The sequence below is a fragment of the Hymenobacter sp. UYP22 genome, from assembly GCF_040547285.1.
Lineage (GTDB): Bacteria > Bacteroidota > Bacteroidia > Cytophagales > Hymenobacteraceae > Hymenobacter.
In genome coordinates, this window is the sequence record NZ_JBEPPK010000001.1 from 1 (window position 1) to 19,156 (window position 19,156).

Consider the following 19,156-nt stretch of genomic DNA (forward strand, 5'->3'; position numbering starts at 1 on the left):
CACGCACAGCCAAACCCGTTTCCACGCCCCTTGCTTGCGCCACTCGTTGAAGTGGTAGAATACGCCCTGCCAACTCAACGGCCGCTGGGGCAGCAGCTGCTGCACGGGCAAAAAGCGCCATTGGCAGCCAGTTTTCAGCTTGTAGAGAATCGCGGCGACGACCTCTGCCGGCTCAGCGGCAAGGCGTCGCCCGCCCGGACGAAACGGCAAATAAGGCAAAATCCAAGTCACGATGATATCTTTGGAAAGGACTTCCATAGCGGAGAGAAAGGAGATGGGTCGCACCTCAAATTTCGCTCATGTTGTGGGAGTCCTTTCTGTTTTAGCCTGTTGCCCCCTTCCTAAACAGGTTCAGCATCTAAACTCTCAGCTACAGGTGCTTTTCACCTTATGGTAATGCCGGCCGGAAAATTTCGGTAGGAGTGACACAAGAAGGTATTGTATGAATGAGAATCAGACCGAAACAAGCAGTTTTGCAGGCAGCTAATATTAGGCTGTGTGGACAGTCAGGTAGGGAGCACGTCATGCCGAGCATGTGGCGCCTTGAGCCAGGAACGAAGCATCTCGCGTGCTGCTATCTGCATTAGCCTTACAACGTCAGCACGCGAGATGCTTCGCCTTCAACTCTGCATGACGTGCTAGGCAGGACAGTTTATCAACTCTCCATACGCTGTGGGAGAACTCGCTTTTGCCAACTCGGGAGGGTCAAATAGAACGGAACGTTCCCCGTGGAACATTTTGGTGTTCCACGATTTTTTGATTAGTACTCACTAATATCTAGACCAAGCCTATGGAGCGTGTATAGGTATGTACTCGCGTTTTGTCGACTTTCCCTTTAAAAGACGGGCCCTTACTAACGTTGCGCGCTTCAAGAGGTGAGCAAGCCCATGCTGGCAATAACGCGGAGCTAAATCAGCCCAAAACGCTTGCCCGGTAGGGCCTTCACCAGCGCCCGAAATTCCAGCCCCAGCAGGAGGGAAGCCACAGTGTGCACCGGCAGTTGCGCCTTCCAGGCCAGATTATCGAGGTGCTCTTCCCGGCCAGGTGCGGCTAGTAGCACCGTAATCATCTGGAACTCCTCGGCGGTAAAGTCGTCGGCGTCATAAGTAGCTAGGGCCGTAGGTTTGCCTTGCAGATGCAGGGCCAGGTCCCAATTCAGGGCCTGTTCAATGTCAGCCGGTTCAGCATACAAAGCGGCCCGGCTGGTTTTGATGAAGTCGTGGCAGCCCTCGGAGGCTGCGGAGCCCAGCGGCCCGGGCACGGCCAGCACTTCCCGGTTGTAGTCCAGGGCGAGGTCGGCCGTAATCAGGGCCCCGCCTTTGCGGGCGGCTTCCACTACCACGGTGCCATCGGAGAGGCCAGCAATTATTCTATTTCGGGCGGGGAAGTTGTATTTGTCGGGCGGGGTGCCGAAGGGAAATTCGGTGAGCAGGCCGCCCTGGCTGAGCATTTTCTCGGCGGTTTTGCGGTGGGCGTGGGGGTAGATGACGTCGAGGCCGGTGGCCATGACGCCCACGGTTTCCAGCCCTTCCTGCAAGGCGGCGCGGTGGGCCGCAATATCAATACCGTAGGCCAGACCGCTGACGATGAGCGGGTGGTGGCTGGCAATGCCTTTGATGAGGCGCTCGGTTTGCTCCCGGCCGTAGTCGGTGGCCTGGCGGGTGCCGACCAAAGCCAGGGTTTTGGGTTGGTTGAGGTCGGCGGTGCCCTGGTAGTAGAGCAGGGCGGGGGCGTCGGGAATCTGTTTGAGTCGGGCCGGAAACTGCTTGCTGGTGTAGAACAGCAGCTGCACGCCCTCCTTCTCCGCCTTGCGCACCGATTCTTCGGCCTGCTGCAGCGCGGCGGTGCGCTCCGGGCCCGTCAGCACCTTCACCGTGGCCGGCCCCACGCCCGGAATCTTCAGCAGCTTGCCCGGCGGCAGGTGCAGCACGTTCCTTGCCGAGCCTCCGTAGCTCATCAGCTGCCGCGTCAGCTGCGGCCCCACGCCGGAAAACAGCGTCAGGGCTACTTCGTGGAGGAGGGTGTCGTCGGGAGAATTAGGCATAGGTACGGAAGCCAGGAGCGATAAGCCAGATAAGCAGAAGGTTAAATTAAGTAACTAAGTGGGATGGTGGAAATGCTTACTACCACCGAATAACTTGAAAGTCGGTCAGTAATCGGCAAGGTCGGTCTTGCGAGTCGAGCCCCACATACGTTGCGTAACTCCCGTCGCCCCAGCCGGTTTCGAAAACCGCTAATGTGTCTGTTTGCGCCGCGTACAGGAAGCCTGTTCTATAGGCTTTGTTGCCGGGGAGCAATTCAAAACTTTTGACAAACAGCTGCTCGTATGCTGCTTCAGTTGTTAGTTGTTTGCCAACTGACTCAATGTGCTCAGCATCAGTGAATAGTGCGGTGCCAGCATCCACGGAGAAACCGTAGTAGGAGGAGTCGCGGATAGCAAGAGGCTTCTGTCCCGGGATAAGAGCCAGTTCCCATCTTTTCACAGGCTGGGTTGAAAATAGGATGCGCGCAAATGCTACTCGTCTATCCCCGTTGAATCGCGCAATAGCCAGTTCTACCGGAAAGCGCCCATGCGGAAACTCCGTTGTGAAAGCCGTAGCGCGCATTGTCACCGGATCGGTGGCAACGATGCGACCGGAAGGCACGGGTAGGTTACCTAGAAAATCAGGTGTGAAGGCAATGCTGAAGCTGTCTTGCTGAATCTTCGCCCCTGGAAAAAAGCTGGTTTCAAATACGGCTGGTTCGGCCGTAACCTGATAGGGCGCACATAGGATGTTTTTTTTGCCGGGTTTGACTATGCCATTTGGCGTGGAAGCGCAAAAATTGGTAGCCAGCCCACCCACTGCAAGCAACAAGTGATAAGCACGCATGAATAGTAGTATCCAGAATGAACAGATGCCTCTAAATTATATGATGGCTACCCCTGCTGTGCCTTGCCAATAGCATCCAGCTCCTTCTTCATGGTTACCATGAACTTACGGATACGCTCCAGGCTCTGGATAACGTCGATTTTTTCCTTGAGCTGGGGGCCTTTCTGCTTGAGCATGTCGCGGGCTCCGGGGATGGTGTAGCCGCGCTCCTTTACCAGGTGGTAGATGGTGCGGAACGTGTCGATGTCCTGGGGCGTGTAGAGGCGGTTGCCCTTCTTGCTTTTGCGGGGGCGCAGCTCCTCAAACTCCGTTTCCCAGAAGCGAATCAGCGAGGGGGCCACGTTGAACTGCGCGGCCACTTCGCCGATGGTGTAATACTGCTTCTCGATGTCGCGCTCTTTGTAGGGCATGCTGGGTAGAACTCAGAACTGAGAGTTTAGAACAGAGAGAGGAATAGACAGGGAAAAGAAGCGCTGAAAAACCGGGCTAAGCTCTTCGCTCTAATTTCTCACTTCTATAAAGTCGGCTACCTTTGCCGCTAGTGCCTCTTCCGGGGAAAGGCGAAAAATAGCCAAAATCCCGGCAGCCGCCAATTTCTACGAACCCTCACGCGTCGCGAAGCGGAGCTTCGCGCTATTCCTATGTCACTGCCCACCGCCTCGCACGTCCGCCAGCAATTCCTGGATTTCTTCGCTTCCAAAGGCCACCACATCGTGCCCTCGGCCCCCATTGTGGTGAAGGACGACCCCACGCTGCTGTTCATCAACTCGGGCATGGCCCCGTTCAAGGACTATTTCCTGGGCAACAAGCCCGCGCCCTTCAAGCGCATTGCCGACACCCAGAAGTGCCTGCGCGTATCGGGCAAGCACAACGACCTGGAAGAGGTAGGCTACGATACCTACCACCACACCATGTTCGAGATGCTGGGCAACTGGAGCTTCGGCGACTACTTTAAGAAGGACGCCATTGCCTGGGCCTGGGAGCTGCTCACCGAGGTATATAAGCTGGAGAAGGACCGCCTGTACGTGACCTACTTCGAGGGCGACCAGAACGACGGCACCGCCGCCGACACCGAGACCCAGGACCTCTGGCGCCAATACACCACCGACGACCGGATTCTGCCTGGCAACAAGAAGGACAACTTCTGGGAGATGGGCGACACCGGCCCCTGCGGCCCCTGCACCGAAATCCACATCGATTTGCGCTCCGAGGAGGAGCGGGCCCAGAAGCCCGGCCGTGAGCTGGTAAACGCCGACCACCCGCAGGTGGTGGAAATCTGGAACAACGTATTTATGGAGTTTCAGCGCCTGGCCGATAAGTCGCTCATCAAGTTGCCCGAGCAGAGCGTGGACACCGGCATGGGCTTCGAGCGCCTGATGATGGCCGTGTCGGGCGTGAAGTCGAACTACGACACCGACGTGTTTCAGCCGCTTATCCAGTTCATTGCCAAAGAAGTAGGTAAGGAGTACTACGGCACGGCCCCGGCCACCGTGAACGACCAGCCGGCCACCGAAAACGAGAAAACGGACATTGCCATCCGGGTAATTGCCGACCACATCCGCACCATTGCCTTCACCATTGCCGACGGGCAGCTGCCCTCCAACGTGAAGGCCGGCTACGTGATTCGCCGCATTCTGCGCCGGGCCGTGCGCTACGCCTTCTCGTCGCTGGGCCAGAAGCAGCCGTTCCTCTACAAGCTGGTGCCCGTGCTGGCCGACCAGATGGCTGGTATTTTCCCCGAGCTAAAAGCCCAGACGGCCTTCGTGCAGCGCGTGATTGAGGAAGAAGAAATTGCCTTCCTCAAAACCCTGGAAACCGGCCTGCGCCGCCTCGACGCCCTGGAGGAAACCACCCGCCAGAACGGCGGCGTGATTGACGGCAAAACTGCCTTCGAGCTGAGCGACACCTTCGGCTTCCCGCTCGACCTTACCGCCCTCATTGCCCGCGAGAAGGGCCTGACAGTGGACGAGGAAGGCTTTAAGAAGGAGTTGGAACAGCAGAAAAACCGCAGCCGCAACGCCCAGGAAACCGAGCAGAGCGACTGGGTAACCGTGACGGAGCACGACGCGCCCAACGTATTCGTGGGCTACGACCAGGATGAAGCCACGGCCCGCCTACTGCGCTACCGTAAAATCGACAAGAAGGGCAAAACCGAGTACCAGCTGGTGCTCGACCAGACGCCGTTCTACGCCGAATCGGGCGGGCAGATTGGCGACACGGGCTACCTGGAGTCGCCACTGAGCAAGGTGCGCGTAATTGATACCAAGAAGGAAAACGACCTCATCATTCACACTACCCTGGAACTGCCCCAGGAGCTGACCGAGGAGTTCCTGGCCCGCCCCGACGCGGCCCGGCGCAACCTGGTGCGCAACAACCACACGGCCACGCACTTGTTGCAAGCCGCCCTGCGCCAGGTTCTGGGCGGGCACGTGCAGCAGAAAGGCTCCCTGGTAAACGACAAGCTCCTGCGCTTCGACTTCTCGCACTTCACCAAAGTAACCGACGAGCAGCTGCGCGAAATTGAGCAGCTGGTAAACCGCCGCATCCGCCAGCAGATTCCGCTGGATGAGCGCCGCAACGTGCCCATCGACGAGGCTAAAACGCTGGGTGCCATGGCTTTGTTTGGAGAGAAATACGGCGACTTCGTGCGCGTGATTACCTTCGACAAAGACTACTCGGTGGAGCTGTGCGGCGGCCTGCACGTGCAGAACACCGGCAGCATCGGCTACTTCAAAATCACCTCGGAAAGTGCCGTGGGCGCGGGGGTACGCCGCATTGAGGCCGTAACCGCCGAAGCCGCCGAAGCCTACGTGGATCAGCAGCTGGACCTACTCACGCAGGTGCGCGAGGCCCTGGGCAACCCCCAGCACCTGCTCACCAGCCTGGAAAAGCAGACCGAGGAAATTGGTGGCCTGCGCAAGCAGATCGAGCAATTCGCCCAGCAAAGCATCAACCAGCAGCGCGAGCAGCTAGTAAGCCAAGTGAAGTCGCTCGGCGCTGTGAACTTCCTGGCCGCTCAGGTACAAGCCACTTCCGCCGACGGCCTGAAAACCCTGGCTTTCCAGCTGCGCCAGCAGGTAGCCAACCTGGTAGCCGTGCTCGGCGCCGAAATCGACGGCAAGCCCCAGCTGGCCGTCATGCTCGACGACGAGCTGGCCAAAGGCGGCCAACTCAACGCCAGTACGCTGGTGCGGGAGCTGGCCAAGGAAATCCAGGGCGGGGGCGGCGGCCAGCCGTTCTTCGCCACAGCCGGCGGCAAAAACGCTGCTGGTTTGGGTGCCGCCATCGGCAAGGCTGAGGCACTGGTAGGCGAGAAGCTGGCCGGATAGTAGTCGGCAAAATAGGTTGATTCCGGAGTATGGTGTCCGGTTGTAACCAGTAGCTTTAGGCTGCCGGTTGCAGCCGGACATTATTCTTATAACGCCGTAAGTATTCGGCTCCTTCACTATGAAGTATTTGCTTGCTGGGCTTGGCTCTGTTTTATCAGCAACCGCACTAGCCACGGTTCCTCCCGATAGTGCTAAAGTGACGCGTCGGGTGGAGTTTCAGGACCAGTACCACCAGCGGTTGCAAACGGCCGAAGGGGCAGTTTTTCGTGCGGAAACCATTACGGTAGACAGTCTGCACAGCACCCGCCGCATCTACTACCTGCCCAGCGGCAAATTGCACTCCAGCGCGGGGCTGTTACAGCACAAGCCGTATGATCTGTGGGAGGGGGATTACCTGGAATATTACGAAAACGGGCAGCTACGCGTGCAGCAGACTTATGTGCAAGGCAAAGTGCAGGGCCAACGCACCACGTATTATCCTACCGGCGTGCTGCGCCGTCGCGAACAGGTACTACCTAGTCAGCCCATTACGGGAGAGTGTAATGGCCCTGATGGTCAGTCCATCTCGTATTTTCCTTATGAAGTACTACCGGAGTATCCGGGTGGTCAGGAGGCACTGCTTCGGTACTTGGCTGTGCGTCTTCGGTATCCGGCCGAAGCGCTGCGGGACGGTGTGCAAGGGGTGGTGTTTGTCAAATTTCGCGTAGCTGCAACCGGGCAGGTGGAGGATATTCAACCGGTTCCATCATCTGCTAAAGCCACCCGACGTATGCAGCGCACGTATGGTTACTTACAGGAGGAAGCCGTGCGAGTGGTACGAATGCTCCCGCCTTTCTTACCCGGACAACTAGAGGGAGAACCAGTGGCGGTTTACTACACGGTTCCGCTGACGTTCAAGATTAAATAGTGCGTACTTTGCACCGGAAATCAGCGCCATCAGTGAAATCAGCGCGAATCTGTGATTCAATGGACGACAGCATCAAATCTAAATACCAGCCCGTTATCGGCCTCGAAGTACACGCCCAGCTGCTCACCCGCAGCAAAATGTACTCCTCCGATGAAAACGAGTACGGCGCTTTGCCCAACAACAACCTGAGCGTAATTACCCTGGGCCACCCCGGTACGCTTCCGCGCGTAAACTACTCGGCCGTGGAGTACGCCATGAAAATGGGGCTGGCTACCAACTGCCACATCCGCCGCGACAACCTGTTTGCGCGCAAAAACTACTTCTACCCCGACCTGCCCAAGGGTTACCAGATTACCCAGGATAAAACGCCCATCTGCCACGACGGGCACGTGGACATCCGGCTGGCCGGCGGGGAAACCCGCAAAATTGGCATCACCCGCATCCACATGGAGGAAGACGCGGGTAAGAGCATGCACCTGGCCGGCGAAACCGAAACCCTGGTGGACTTGAACCGGGCTGGCGTGCCGCTCATCGAAATTGTGTCGGAGCCGGACATCCGCAACTCCGAGGAAGCCTACGCCTACCTGGCCGAAATCAAGAAGCTGGTGGAGTACCTGGGCATCTGCGACGGTAACATGGAGGAAGGCTCCCTGCGCTGCGACGCCAATATTTCGGTGATGCTGCAAGGCGCCGGGAAGTTCGGTACCAAGGTGGAGGTGAAGAACATGAACTCCTTCCGCAACGTGCAGCGCGCCATTGAGCACGAGATTGAGCGGCAGATTGCCATTCTGGAGGCCGGCGGCGAAATCGACTCCGAAACCCGGGGCTTCGATGCGGCTACTGGCTCCACGAGCGGGCAGCGCAGCAAGGAAACCCTGAACGACTACCGCTACTTCCCGGAGCCCGATCTGCCCCCGGTTATCATTGATGATGCCTGGCTGCACCGCGTGCAGGCCGAGCTGCCCGCCCTGCCCCAGCAGCTCTACGCCCGCTTCACCGGCGAGCTGGGCCTCTCGGATTACGATGCCAATGTGCTCACGGCCGAGAAAGAGGTAGCCCTGTACTTTGACCAGCTGACCCGCCTGACGCCCAACGCCAAAGCCGCCGCCAACTGGGTAACCGGCCCTGTGAAAGCCTACCTCAACGAGCGGGCCCTCACCCTGGACCAGTTTCCGCTCACGCCCCAGCATCTAGCCGGTATCATCAGCCTCATCGACGACAACAAAATCGGCCACTCGGTAGCCAGCAAGCAGCTATTCCCCTTCCTGCTGGACAACCCCGGCCATGCTGCCGCCGCGGCCGCCGAGACCCAGGGCCTGTTGCAGCAGCCCCAGGACGCCGGTGCGCTGGAAGCCATGATTCAGCAGGTGCTGGATGCCAACCCGGCTAAAGTAGCCGAGTACCGCGCCGGTAAAAAGAGCCTGACCGGCATGTTCATGGGCGAGCTAATGAAGCTCACTGGTGGCAAAGCCGACCCCAAGCTGGCCAACCAGTTGCTGCGCCAGAAACTGGACGCGTAGGCGCGCCAGCTTTTCCGAAGGAAACCCTCCGGCTTTACGGCTGGAGGGTTTTTTTGGCCCTGGCTTCTTCCTCAGCAACTCCCGCCAACCCTACCACAATGCCGGCTACCCGTCTTTCTGCTGTTCTGCTGACTGTTCCGCTGGTGTGGGCCGGCTGCCAGCGCCCGGCTACTTCTCCCGGAGTCGTGCCGCCGGATTCTGCGCCCAAGCCTGCTGCCACCGCACCCCGGGCCGCGCTGGCTCCGGAAATTGAGCTGCCCGCTGCCGACGGCTCCCGCCTGAAGCTGAGCAGCCTGCGCGGTAAGTATGTACTCGTTGATTTCTGGGCCAGCTGGTGCCGACCCTGCCGGGAAGAAAGCCCCAACCTGCGCAAAATCTACGGGCAGTTCCATTCGCGGGGGCTGGAAATAGTCAGCGTTTCGCTGGACGACAACCGGGCGCGCTGGCACCAGGCCATTGCCGCCGACGAGCTGACCTGGTACCACGTGTCGGATCTGCGGGGCTGGCAGAATGCAGCGGCCCGCGCCTACGGGGTGCGGGCCATTCCGTACTCGGTGCTGCTTGACCCGGAAGGCCGCGTGCTGGCCACCAACCTACGGGGCCGGGCCCTGGGCCAGAAGATTTCGGAATATATTCCGCTGGACTAAATAGGGCAGCTGGCCCATCGCCCGCGGGGCGAGGCGTTGGAGAAGCGCTGGGCCCTACTGTTGCCGTAGCCTGCCGGGCCGCATGTGCCCGGAGCCAGCCGGGAACCAGGGGCCGGCCGGTATGGTTGAGGCAAGCAGCGCAATTCCGGGCAAAATCGGCAACTTGCGCCCGGTTTTACCGTCTTTTGCCAATACCGCCGGCCGCTGGTCGGTTTTGCTTTCCGAATGATGCATAAAATGAAGAGCCTGCTCTACCTGGGTGCCCTGCTGGGCATGGCCAACGCCTGCAACAAGAACACCACGCCCACCACGGGCAGCACCGATGGCGCGGCGGGCTACCAGCTCAGCGGCCAACTGCAAAATGCCGCCGCGGGCAGTAAGGTATACCTGGCCGAGCTGGGCGAAACCCAATTTGTGTCCCGGGATACGGCCACGGTAGATGAGAAGGGCCAGTTCAAGTTTACGGGCTCCGTGCCTGAGCCGGGCCTGTACCAGGTAAAAACCTCCGACCAAAGCCAGGCGCTGGTGGTGCTGGGCAACGGGAGCCGCGTGGAACTCACCGGCGACGCGGGCCAGCTGGCCACTACCTACACCGTGAAAGGCTCCCCGGACTCAGAGCTGCTCAAAAACATCAACCAAACCCTGCAAACCAGCCAGCAGCAGATGCAGCAGGCAATGCCGCTGCTGGAACAGCGCTACACCCGCGCCGCCCAGGCCGGCCGCCAGGACTCCATGCAGATTATCCAGCGCAAAGCTGAAGCCCTGCAGGGCCAGGGCCAACGCGAGGTGGCCCGCCTGGTGCGCCAGCAGCCCAACTCGGTGGTGTCGGCATTTGTGTTGAGCACGGTGCTGAACCCCGACGAGAACTTCACCTTGGCCGACTCAGTAGCCAATCAGCTGAAAGCCAGCCAGCCTAACTCCCGCTACACCAAAGCCCTGGTGGCCCGCCTGGAGCCCCTGCGCGCCACGGCCCTGGGCACCACTGCCCCAGAAATCAGCCTCGCAGCCCCCGATGGCAAAGCCCTGCCGCTGACCAGTCTGCGCGGCAAGTACGTGCTCATCGACTTCTGGGCCAGCTGGTGCGGCCCCTGCCGCCGCGAAAACCCTAACGTAGTGAAGGCCTACAATAAGTACAAGGGCAAGGGCTTCGAAATCTACGGCGTGAGCTTCGACCAGGACCGCGGCAAGTGGCTCAAAGCCATTGAAGCCGACGGCCTCATCTGGAAACACGTTTCGGATCTGAAAGGTTGGGAGTCGGCCGCCGGCCAAACCTACGGCATCAAGTCCATTCCCGCCTCCATTCTGCTCGACCCCCAGGGCCGCATCATCGGCAAAAACCTGCGTGGCGAGGCGCTGGAAGCCAAGCTGGCCGCAGTGCTGAAGTAGAGTTGGTAGTTGTTCGTTGTCAGGCAGAAGTCAAAAAAGCCCGCAAATAGCGGGCTTTTTTTGTAACTCTTCATCTTCCAACTAGGGCGTGTGGACAGTAAGCAACTACCAACTACCAACTAAAGCGGTTTCGTGAACGTGTAGAGACGCATACTTGCGTCTCCTTGTCTGCGCCATTACCGCGTTATCGTTCAAGGATGAGACGCAAGTATGCGTCTCTACACCGTTCGTGAACTTGCCATAACAGCTACCCCATAAACATCCGCTGCACGGCTTGCCAGAGTTGTTTTTTGCGCCCCGCGTCGTACTCCAGCATGTCGATTTCCCCGGCTCCGAGGAAGGCGGTGTCACCGTAGAGGAGTACGGGCTCGTAGGGCTGGGTGGTGTACACGGCCACGTCGAGCAGATTTTTGCCGAAAGCCAGAATCTGCCGGGCCGCCAGCTCCCGGCGCAGGCTGCACAGGGCCACCGGAAACTTGTCGTGCTCCACGTTCACCAGCACCACGTCTTCCATCACCAGGCGCAGGGCCTTGAGCAGGTTGTTGAGGAACACGTTGCGCGGCAGCTTGCGAAATTGCTCCGGAGCCACGCGCACCAGCAGCACCAGCCCGTGCGGGTTGCTGCCCAACGTGCTGAACGGAATGTGCGCCACCGGCGACTGGGTGGGCGTAGGTTGCACCCGGCCAGCCGGTGCCGGCGCCGCGTCCGGCAACTGCGCCAGCGGCAAAGTACCCAGCGCCTGAGCTGACGGAGCGGGGGGCGGAGCCACCATCGGCGGGGCTGCCACAACAGGTGCCGGTACGGGCGCGGTGGGTGTGGGTAGCGGAGGAGCTGCCGGTGGTACAGGTTTCACCGGCAAAGTAGTCGGCGTTGGCGGCACCGGGGCCGCAGTTACGGGCTGTATAGCGGGCCGCGGTGCCGGGGCCTCGGGCACTGGGGCGGCGGCCCGCTGCTGCTCCAGGGCGGCTTTTACCGGTTCGGCCGCCGGGGCAACTTCCGGGGCAGCCTCCGGCAGCACGTACAAGGCTGCTCCGGTATAGAAGTTCTGGAAGAAGGCGAGGTTGGCAGCGGTATCCATCAGAGAAAAGAAATAGGAGCCAGGAAAAAAACGCCCGGTGGCCGGCGGCGCGGCTGCAACTGGCGGCCGCCGCGCCGCCGGCTTAAGTGGCTTTATTCCAACTCGCCGAAGAGGGCTTTCAACTCTGTGGCCTCGTGGGGGGCCATGCGCCCGCCCAGCACCAGGCGTAGCTGGCGGCGGCGCAGAGCCCCATCATACAGGGCAACTTCCTCGGGCGTTTCGGGGGTGGCTTCCGGCACGTCAATCGGCCGGCCCGACTGGTCCACGGCTACAAACGTGAGGAAGGCCTCATTGCTCTTGATTTTGGTGCCGCTGGGGATATCCTCGGCCCACACGTTAATGTGCACTTCCATGCTGGAGCTAAAGGAGCGCGTCACCTGCGACTCCAGCGTGACCACGCTGCCTAGCTTGATACCTTCCCGGAACGAAACATTGTCCACGGAGGCCGTTACCACGATGCGGTTGGAGTGGCGCTGGGCCGAAATGGCGGCGCACACGTCCATCAGGTGCATCATACGGCCCCCCATCAGGTTGTTGAGCGTGTTGGTGTCGTTGGGGAGTACCAGTTCCGTCATTCGGACGAAGGAGTCTTTTACGGACTTTTGTTTGCGCAGCATGTACTGGATGGTTAGCAGAATATGGAGTGCAAAGGTACTTCGCGGGCTCCGACTGGTAACTGTGCCCGCAGTCATTGAACCCAAAAAAAGCCCAAACGATACATCATCGTCTGGGCTTTTACGAGCATTTCGGCTAGAGTGCTGAGCTTACTGTACGAGTAGCCGGGACTGAAAAACGTCATCGTTTAGCCGGAGCTGCACCAGGTAGACGCCGGGGCTAAGGTGATGCGCGTTCGGAAGTGGTACCTGATGTAAGCCCGCCCCGTACGTGGTAGTAGGCAAGCTGGAAACGGGCCGGCCGAGCATATCCACTACCTGAATCTGGACCCGGGCCGTTGCGGGGAGTTGAAAGGCTACCGTGGTTTCGTGGGTGGCCGGATTTGGAAAAACTCCTACGCTCCGCTGAATGGCTGCCCGATTCGGGGTGATGGTGCCGCTCAGCCGAAAGTTGTCGAGGTACAGCGAGTTGCCGCCGCCACTCAGCGCATACAGCCGAATCCGGAAAGCGTCGCCAGCCTGCACAAATGCGGCGGGCAGCGCAAGCGAATAGGTGCGCCAATCCGTGGCGCTGGCTGGCGCAAAAGCCGGTAGCAGCTTGCTGCCCTGCGTATTCAGCTCCTCAGTACTCAGCGTGAGGGGGTACGACCAGTTGGCTCCGCAGTCAGTGGAGAAGGTGACGGACAAGGCCTCAGATGCCACTGCTGTACGCCGGGCGTAGGCGTAGTCGAACTGCATGGTTAGCGGCCCGGCCAATGCCGCCACATCCAGCGCCGGAACGTACAGGTAACTGCCCGTTCCGGCGGGAATATCGGCGTTCCGGACTACCAGGCTGGCTTGGCCATGACTAGGAGTGGCAGTTGTTTGTCGTTCCCAGGTAGGAGTGGGGGCTCCGTTGCTGGAGGTGAGCTGCCAAGTGGTGTTATCCTCCATGAATGCAGGATTTTCAAACGACTCCTGTAGCGGAAGAGGGCGTACCGAAGCCGCGCTGAGTACCTGTATAAACTGGAGGCGGGTGGTGGTGCTGGTACCTGCGGCAGTTGTGACCGATAAGGAAACCGGGTAAAAGCCCGGCGTACTGTATCGTACCGTAGGTGCGGCTCCGGTGCTGGTAGCCGGCTCACCTCCCATAAAAACCCAGCGGCGCTGGTACGCCGCATCCGGCGAAACACTGGTAAAATCGGTGAAGCGAGTAGTGCCTCCCGCGCAAAATACCTGCGTGCTGGCCGAGAGCTGGGCAACTGGCGGACAGGGCCCACTCTGGTACCCGTCGTTGGTGCCAGTGAACTGCAGGTTGGCAACCGAAACAAGCTGCGAGCGGCAGCTCAGGTTAAGTGAGTTGCGCATAACGGCCCGCTGGCCCAGCGTAAACATTTTGGTGCACTGGGCATAGTCCATATGGTTCTGCACGTTGGCCAGCACGCCGCACGGAGCATCGGCCAGGTTACACACCGTTGTAGACGAGCCAATGGTATTGGGCGTGTCCAGAATACCGTCATCAATGCCGCAGTTGCTGGGTAGGCCCGCCGTGTTAGAGCTGCCCCAGGTATGCGGCACGCCAAAATAATGCGCAATTTCATGGGTGAAGGTGCGCCGGGCGCGCTCAGGACGGTTGGCCGATGTACCGATGCTGCCGAACTGCGCATTACGAACCACTATGCCATCCAACCCGTAGCTCCCCGTGCAGGGCAGATAGGCGTAGCCCCCGCTTCCATTGGCGTTTTCGCACACCCACACGTTCAGGTAGCGGTTCGGGTCCCAACGGATGAGGTTCTTGACGTTGTTGTCGCCAACCAGCGTTTGGGCTGAATACGTGCGGGTAATACCGGTGGTGCAGTTGCCACTAGGGTCGCGCTGGGCCAGCCGAAACCGAAAACCAATATTGGCATGAATGGACCGGAAGGCCGGAATTACGTCAGCCGTATCCAAGTTGGTTTTGCTGTAATCCTCGTTGGCAATGCGGATAGCATCCAGTACCTGGGCATCGGTGATGTTGTTGGCTGTGCCTGTATGAATGATGTGCACCACCACCGGTACTGTTATATCGGGGGGCGTACGGGCCGCGGTGGCGTTCCGGAAGCTGGTTTGCTGAGCCAGCTCGTTGCTCTGCTGCAGAAAATCCCGGTAGGCCTGCTCACTGCCCGGGTTGCGCCGGAAGAGTATTTGCTGCAAACTATCGAAGCCGCAAATGCCGGCGGGCCGCCGGGCTTGTGCGCCCACCGGTACAGAGTAGAGGCTGCTGAAAGTCAGAACCCAGAAAAGCGAGAGGAGTAGTTTTTTGCCCATATAAATCCTGAAAAGAATACGCCAAAAGCAGGTGATATCCGCTTTGCCTGATGACGAATTAGTCTAAAAACAGTCGAGCATACCGGGGCGTCACGAAGCGCGCCGGTTTAGCGAGGTTAAGATACCATACAATTGGCTCAGCACTCCACCGATTCAGCGTTTTACCCCGCGCCCCAGCCAGCCTGCCCCAACAAGGGCACAAAGCGAAATTCCTCCAATTCCTGGCGGGAAAACTCCGTCTCACTTTCGCGCACCACCCGCATCATCCGCTGGCTGGTTTCATCGCCCACCGGTATTACCAGGGCTCCACCCACGCGCAGCTGCCGTAGCAGGGGGCGGGGCAGGGTGGGTGAGCCAGCCGTAACCAATATCTTATCAAAGGGCGCGTGCTGGAGCAGGCCCAACGACCCATCCCCGCAGAACAGGCGTGGGGTGCGGCCCAAGCCCGCCAAGCGCCGGGCCGTACGCTCAAACAGCACCTGGTTATACTCAATGCTGCACACATGGGGCGTGAGCTCCAGCAGCACGCTGCACTGGTAGCCCGAGCCCGTCCCGATTTCCAGCACCTGGTCGGTGGGCTGCACCTGCAGCAGCTCGGTTTGGTAGGCCACCGTGTAAGGCTGGGAAATCGTCTGGCCCTCGCCAATAGGAAAAGCCTTGTCCTGGTAGGCGTGGGGCTGAAAGGCCGACTCGAAAAACAGGTGGCGCGGTACCGTGCTAATGGCCGCCAGCACCCGCTCGTCGCGGATGCCCTTGCGGCGCAGCTCCTCCACCAGTGTGCGGCGCATTCCTCGGTGGCGGTAGGTATCGGCAGACATGAGCAGGGGAGCGGAAAAAAGCAAGCTGAAGAATTGGAAACCGGAGCCGGGTGCCGGATTGCGGGGTTTTCCTACCTTTGCGCAGCTGCCAAAATGGCCCCAACGGGCTGCCCCAGCCCCTCCCGAAGCGTAAAACTACGGCGCGGGGCGCACAAAATCACCCCAGGTACCGGCCCGGCCGGTTAGTTCATCTGCTCTTGATTCGTACTCTCCAAAAACTGAAGCTGATAGCCGCCGATTTTGGCGCGGCCCTGTTGGCGTGGGTATGTTTTTTTCTGGTACGTAAGTACCTGCTGCGCGAAATCAGTGCCGACTACCACTTCGCGGCCGATGCCGCTTTCCTGTCCGGCTCGGCCCTGATGATTGCCTCCTTCTGGACGGGCCTGTATGCGCTGCTAGGAGAGTACAACGACATTTTTCGCAAGTCGCGCCTGGCCGAGCTGATCCGGCTGGGGCGGGTGTCCATTCTGGGAGCCATCCTGATTTTCTTCGTGCTGCTGCTCGATGACCAGGGCGTGCAGAACTACCACAGCTACTACAAAACCATTACCGCCTATTTCCTGCTGCACTTCTCGCTTACGGCCGTGCTGCGGCTCTGGGCCGTGAGCAGCGTGCAGCAGCTGGTGCGGGGCGGAGTCATTAGTTTCAATACGCTGCTGGTGGGCTCCGGGGCCCTGGCCCGCGACACCTCCCGGGAATTGCACCGCACCGGCCGCCACCTGGGCCTGAAATTGGTGGGGTTCACGCCCCTGGGCGAAACCGTGGATGAAGAATTGGCCACGGAGCTGCCCGCCCGAGGCCCGTTCCGCCGCCTGCCCGCCCTCATCCGGGCCCTGCACATCGAGCAGGTAATTATTGCCATTGAGCCCAGTGAGCACCGCACCATTGAGGAAATCCTGACGCTGCTGGCCGGGACGCCCGCCCGCGTGAGCATCCTGCCCGACCTCTACCAGATGCTGCTGGGCTCGGTGAAGGTCAGCCACGTATTCGGCACCCCGCTCATCGAAATCAAGCAGGATTTGCTGCCGCTCTGGCAGAAAGTGCTCAAGCGCCTGATTGACGTGGTGGCGTCCTGTTTGTTTCTGCTGCTGGCCTGGCCGGTGTACGTCTTCACGGCCATCATGGTGAAGCTGTCCTCGCCGGGGCCGGTGTTCTACTCCCAGGAGCGTATCGGGCGCGGGGAGCAGCCGTTCCGTATCTACAAGTTTCGCTCCATGTACACGGATGCCGAGCAGCAGGGCCCGGCCCTCAGCTCCGACCACGACCCCCGCATCACGCCCTGGGGCCGCTTCATGCGTAAAGTCCGCCTCGATGAGCTACCCCAGTTCTGGAACGTTATCAAGGGCGACATGAGCATTGTGGGCCCCCGGCCGGAGCGCCGCTTCTTCATCGACCAGATTGTGCAGATTGCCCCCCATTACCGCCACCTGCACCGCGTGCGGCCCGGCCTTACCAGCCTCGGCCAGGTAAAGTACGGCTACGCCGAAACCGTGGCCCAGATGGTGGAGCGCCTCAAATTCGACATCCTCTACATCGAAAACATGAGCCTGGCCATGGACTTTCGGGTGCTGCTCTACACGCTCAAGATTATTATCGAGGGGCGCGGCAAATAGGAATGAATGTGGGAAATGCGGAGAATGTGCCGCTGTATTGCGCCCGCGCCCAATCTTAACGGCCCGTTTCAGGTTATATATTCCAGCACATTACTTACATCTACCACATTCAACACATTGTAACCCGTGTTTACCGGCATTATTGAAACCCTTGGCACCATCACCGATGTGCGCCGTGAAGGTACCAACATCCATTTCACTGTGCAGTCGGGCTTTGCCCAGGAGCTGAAAATTGACCAGAGCGTGGCCCACGACGGCGTGTGCCTGACGGTGGTGGCCGTGGACGGTATGGCCGGCACCCACGTGGTGACGGCCATTGATGAAACGCTGCAGAAAACCAACCTGGGCCAGTGGGCCCCCGGCCGCCGCGTAAACCTGGAGCGGTGCCTGGCCGCCAACGGCCGCTTCGATGGTCACATTGTGCAGGGCCACGTGGACCTCACGGCCGAGTGCGAATCGGTGGAGGACCAGAACGGCAGCTGGCTCTACCGATTCCGCCACGAGCCCGGCCCCGGCCGCGTAACCGTGGAGAAAGGCTCTATCTGCATTAACGGCACCAGCCTCACCTGCTTCAACAGCACCGACGACGGCTTCTCCGTGGCCATCATTCCCTACACCTACGAGCACACCACCTTCCAGGACCTGCGCCCCGGCCACCAGGTAAACCTGGAGTTCGACATTGTGGGCAAGTACGTGGCCAAGCTGCTAGGGCGGTAATGGACGAGGTTCGGTTTGCGCAAACAGACCTGACGGCAGAAGATGCTTTCTGGGTCATGTGGTATTTTCTGGAAGAGCACTACTCGCTTTCCAATAATACATTCGATGTATCGGATATCCTCAGTGCTTCGGAGCCAGGGTTTTTAGATGAACTGACTGGCCGACCAGTTCCTACCGACAGTGGCATGATCAGCTTTTGGAACGAGGCTGTGGAGAAATATCGGCAGCAGGGCCCTCCACCTATGAAAATACTACGATAATAGTCAGAATGAGAGGGTATTAACAAGTCGGTAATATTTTGCTGAAAACCAGTGAGCTATGCGCTATTTTCTATTGATCCTGCTATTTCTACCCCAACTACTGAGGGCCCAGCATTCCATTGAGCGGTTGTTGGTGGCTGAAGCCAACGCAGGGCGTTTTAGCGGAGCAGCAATGGTAGTCCATGATGGTAAAGTAGTGGCGCGGATCAACCGGGGCTATGCCAACCGACAGTTTTCTGTGCCTGTTTCCGATAGCACTCGGTTTCCGGTAGCTTCCCTGACCAAGACGTTCACCGCCGTGCTGGTATTGCAACTACAAGAGCAAGGCAAATTAAAGCTAACCGATAAGGTAGCAGCCTACCTGCCGGAACTGCCGCCCGACTGCCGGGATATAACCCTTCTGGCACTCTTAACGCATTATTCCGGCTTACGCAATGAGCCCGTTAGCGCGTATGCTACGCCCGTATCGACAGCAGAGTTTGTGCGCAAGTACGTGGTTGTCGATAAAAGGCCGGGTAGCACGGGGTTTCGCTACAATAATGTCGACTACATTCTGCTGACCCGAGTGTTAGAAGTAGTTACCGGAAAATCGTATGCCCGACTGTTGCAGGAGGCTATTATTCAACCGTTGAAGCTGAAAAATACGGGTGTAGTGCAGGAAGCACACGTTATTCGCAATCTGGCGTATGGCTACCACAATTACAGTTTCGGAACGGGTGTGCCAAACGATACGCTCTACAACGACACGCGCTACCTATCAAACTACGCGGGGGCCGGAGCCATATACTCAACGGTGGACGACCTGCGCATATTGGTAGAAGCATTAAGGACTAACCGGCTGCTACGGCCCCAGGTAACAGCCAAGTTGCTTACCAAACCCCAGCAACCAACCTTTATTGAATACACCCGGGGATATCCTACCGTCGGATTCTACTTCAACAATAAATCATTGGCGCAGACAGTACTTGAGCGGCGGGGTAGCATCGACGGGTTTAACTCCTTGCTGCTGACCACCCCCGACTTTACTACCGCTGTCATTATCCTGACCAACACGGACACGGGCGACCTGGAAAAAACAGGGGACGCGGTGTGGAATGAAATACACTAGGTT

General features: G+C 59.2%; 17 protein-coding genes. 9 read left to right on the forward strand and 8 right to left on the reverse strand.

What is annotated here, in order from left to right; translation table 11 throughout:
• The 4 genes from ABIB60_RS00005 to ABIB60_RS00020 form a co-directional block, all read right to left on the reverse strand.
• Positions 1-258: transposase (locus ABIB60_RS00005; protein ID WP_354576882.1), on the reverse strand; the 258-nt coding region annotated here is incomplete at its 3' end.
• Between the two features lie 649 nt (positions 259-907).
• Positions 908-2,044 (reverse strand): DNA-processing protein DprA, encoded by a 1,137-nt coding sequence (gene dprA / locus ABIB60_RS00010; RefSeq protein WP_354576883.1) that lies wholly within the window; start codon positions 2,042-2,044, stop codon positions 908-910.
• A 79-nt stretch (positions 2,045-2,123) separates the two neighbouring features.
• On the reverse strand, positions 2,124-2,870 hold the full coding sequence (locus ABIB60_RS00015; RefSeq protein ID WP_354576884.1) for a DUF4241 domain-containing protein: 747 nt from the start codon (positions 2,868-2,870) through the stop codon (positions 2,124-2,126).
• Positions 2,871-2,917: 47 nt separating this feature from the next.
• Complete coding sequence (locus ABIB60_RS00020; protein ID WP_354576885.1) at positions 2,918-3,280, reverse strand: MerR family transcriptional regulator; 363 nt, start codon at positions 3,278-3,280, stop codon at positions 2,918-2,920.
• 231 nt (positions 3,281-3,511) lie between these two features.
• Here ABIB60_RS00020 and alaS point away from each other — a divergent pair, with 231 nt between their 5' ends.
• The 5 genes from alaS to ABIB60_RS00045 all read left to right on the forward strand — a co-directional run bounded on the left by alaS (position 3,512) and on the right by ABIB60_RS00045 (position 10,659).
• A complete protein-coding gene (gene alaS / locus ABIB60_RS00025; RefSeq protein WP_354576886.1) occupies positions 3,512-6,199 on the forward strand; it encodes an alanine--tRNA ligase in 2,688 nt (895 codons plus the stop codon).
• Between the two features lie 118 nt (positions 6,200-6,317).
• Positions 6,318-7,106, forward strand: coding sequence for a TonB family protein (locus ABIB60_RS00030; RefSeq protein WP_354576887.1), 789 nt, complete (start codon positions 6,318-6,320; stop codon positions 7,104-7,106).
• A 59-nt stretch (positions 7,107-7,165) separates the two neighbouring features.
• Positions 7,166-8,626, forward strand: coding sequence for an Asp-tRNA(Asn)/Glu-tRNA(Gln) amidotransferase subunit GatB (gatB, locus tag ABIB60_RS00035; RefSeq protein WP_354576888.1), 1,461 nt, complete (start codon positions 7,166-7,168; stop codon positions 8,624-8,626).
• Between the two features lie 98 nt (positions 8,627-8,724).
• Positions 8,725-9,273: a peroxiredoxin family protein gene (locus ABIB60_RS00040; RefSeq protein ID WP_354576889.1), complete on the forward strand. Its 549-nt coding sequence runs from the start codon at positions 8,725-8,727 to the stop codon at positions 9,271-9,273.
• Between the two features lie 225 nt (positions 9,274-9,498).
• On the forward strand, positions 9,499-10,659 hold the full coding sequence (locus tag ABIB60_RS00045) for a redoxin family protein (protein ID WP_354576890.1): 1,161 nt from the start codon (positions 9,499-9,501) through the stop codon (positions 10,657-10,659).
• Between the two features lie 247 nt (positions 10,660-10,906).
• Here ABIB60_RS00045 and ABIB60_RS00050 read toward each other — a convergent pair whose 3' ends face one another.
• The 4 genes from ABIB60_RS00050 to ABIB60_RS00065 all read right to left on the reverse strand — a co-directional run bounded on the left by ABIB60_RS00050 (position 10,907) and on the right by ABIB60_RS00065 (position 15,455).
• The gene (locus ABIB60_RS00050) at positions 10,907-11,737 is read right to left on the reverse strand and encodes a hypothetical protein (RefSeq protein ID WP_354576891.1); all 831 of its coding nucleotides are present in this window, start codon (positions 11,735-11,737) and stop codon (positions 10,907-10,909) included.
• A 92-nt stretch (positions 11,738-11,829) separates the two neighbouring features.
• Positions 11,830-12,354 carry an acyl-CoA thioesterase gene (locus ABIB60_RS00055; protein ID WP_125429520.1) on the reverse strand — a complete coding sequence of 175 codons (525 nt, stop codon included), beginning with the start codon at positions 12,352-12,354 and terminating at the stop codon, positions 11,830-11,832.
• Between the two features lie 147 nt (positions 12,355-12,501).
• The gene (locus tag ABIB60_RS00060) at positions 12,502-14,637 is read right to left on the reverse strand and encodes a M43 family zinc metalloprotease (protein WP_354576892.1); all 2,136 of its coding nucleotides are present in this window, start codon (positions 14,635-14,637) and stop codon (positions 12,502-12,504) included.
• 161 nt (positions 14,638-14,798) lie between these two features.
• Complete coding sequence (locus tag ABIB60_RS00065; RefSeq protein WP_354576893.1) at positions 14,799-15,455, reverse strand: protein-L-isoaspartate(D-aspartate) O-methyltransferase; 657 nt, start codon at positions 15,453-15,455, stop codon at positions 14,799-14,801.
• 197 nt (positions 15,456-15,652) lie between these two features.
• On the opposite strand from ABIB60_RS00065, the gene ABIB60_RS00070 reads away from it, so the two are divergent.
• From ABIB60_RS00070 to ABIB60_RS00085, 4 genes are all read left to right on the forward strand, one after another.
• Positions 15,653-17,068, forward strand: coding sequence for a sugar transferase (locus tag ABIB60_RS00070; protein WP_354576894.1), 1,416 nt, complete (start codon positions 15,653-15,655; stop codon positions 17,066-17,068).
• A gap of 126 nt (positions 17,069-17,194) precedes the next feature.
• Positions 17,195-17,785 (forward strand): riboflavin synthase, encoded by a 591-nt coding sequence (locus ABIB60_RS00075; RefSeq protein ID WP_354576895.1) that lies wholly within the window; start codon positions 17,195-17,197, stop codon positions 17,783-17,785.
• A complete protein-coding gene (locus ABIB60_RS00080; RefSeq protein WP_354576896.1) occupies positions 17,785-18,045 on the forward strand; it encodes a hypothetical protein in 261 nt (86 codons plus the stop codon). Before ABIB60_RS00075 ends, ABIB60_RS00080 begins: the two co-directional genes overlap by 1 nt.
• Before the next feature lie 133 nt (positions 18,046-18,178).
• Positions 18,179-19,153, forward strand: a complete 975-nt coding sequence (locus tag ABIB60_RS00085) for a serine hydrolase domain-containing protein (RefSeq protein WP_354576897.1) — start codon at positions 18,179-18,181, stop codon at positions 19,151-19,153.
• Positions 19,154-19,156 lie beyond the last annotated feature (3 nt).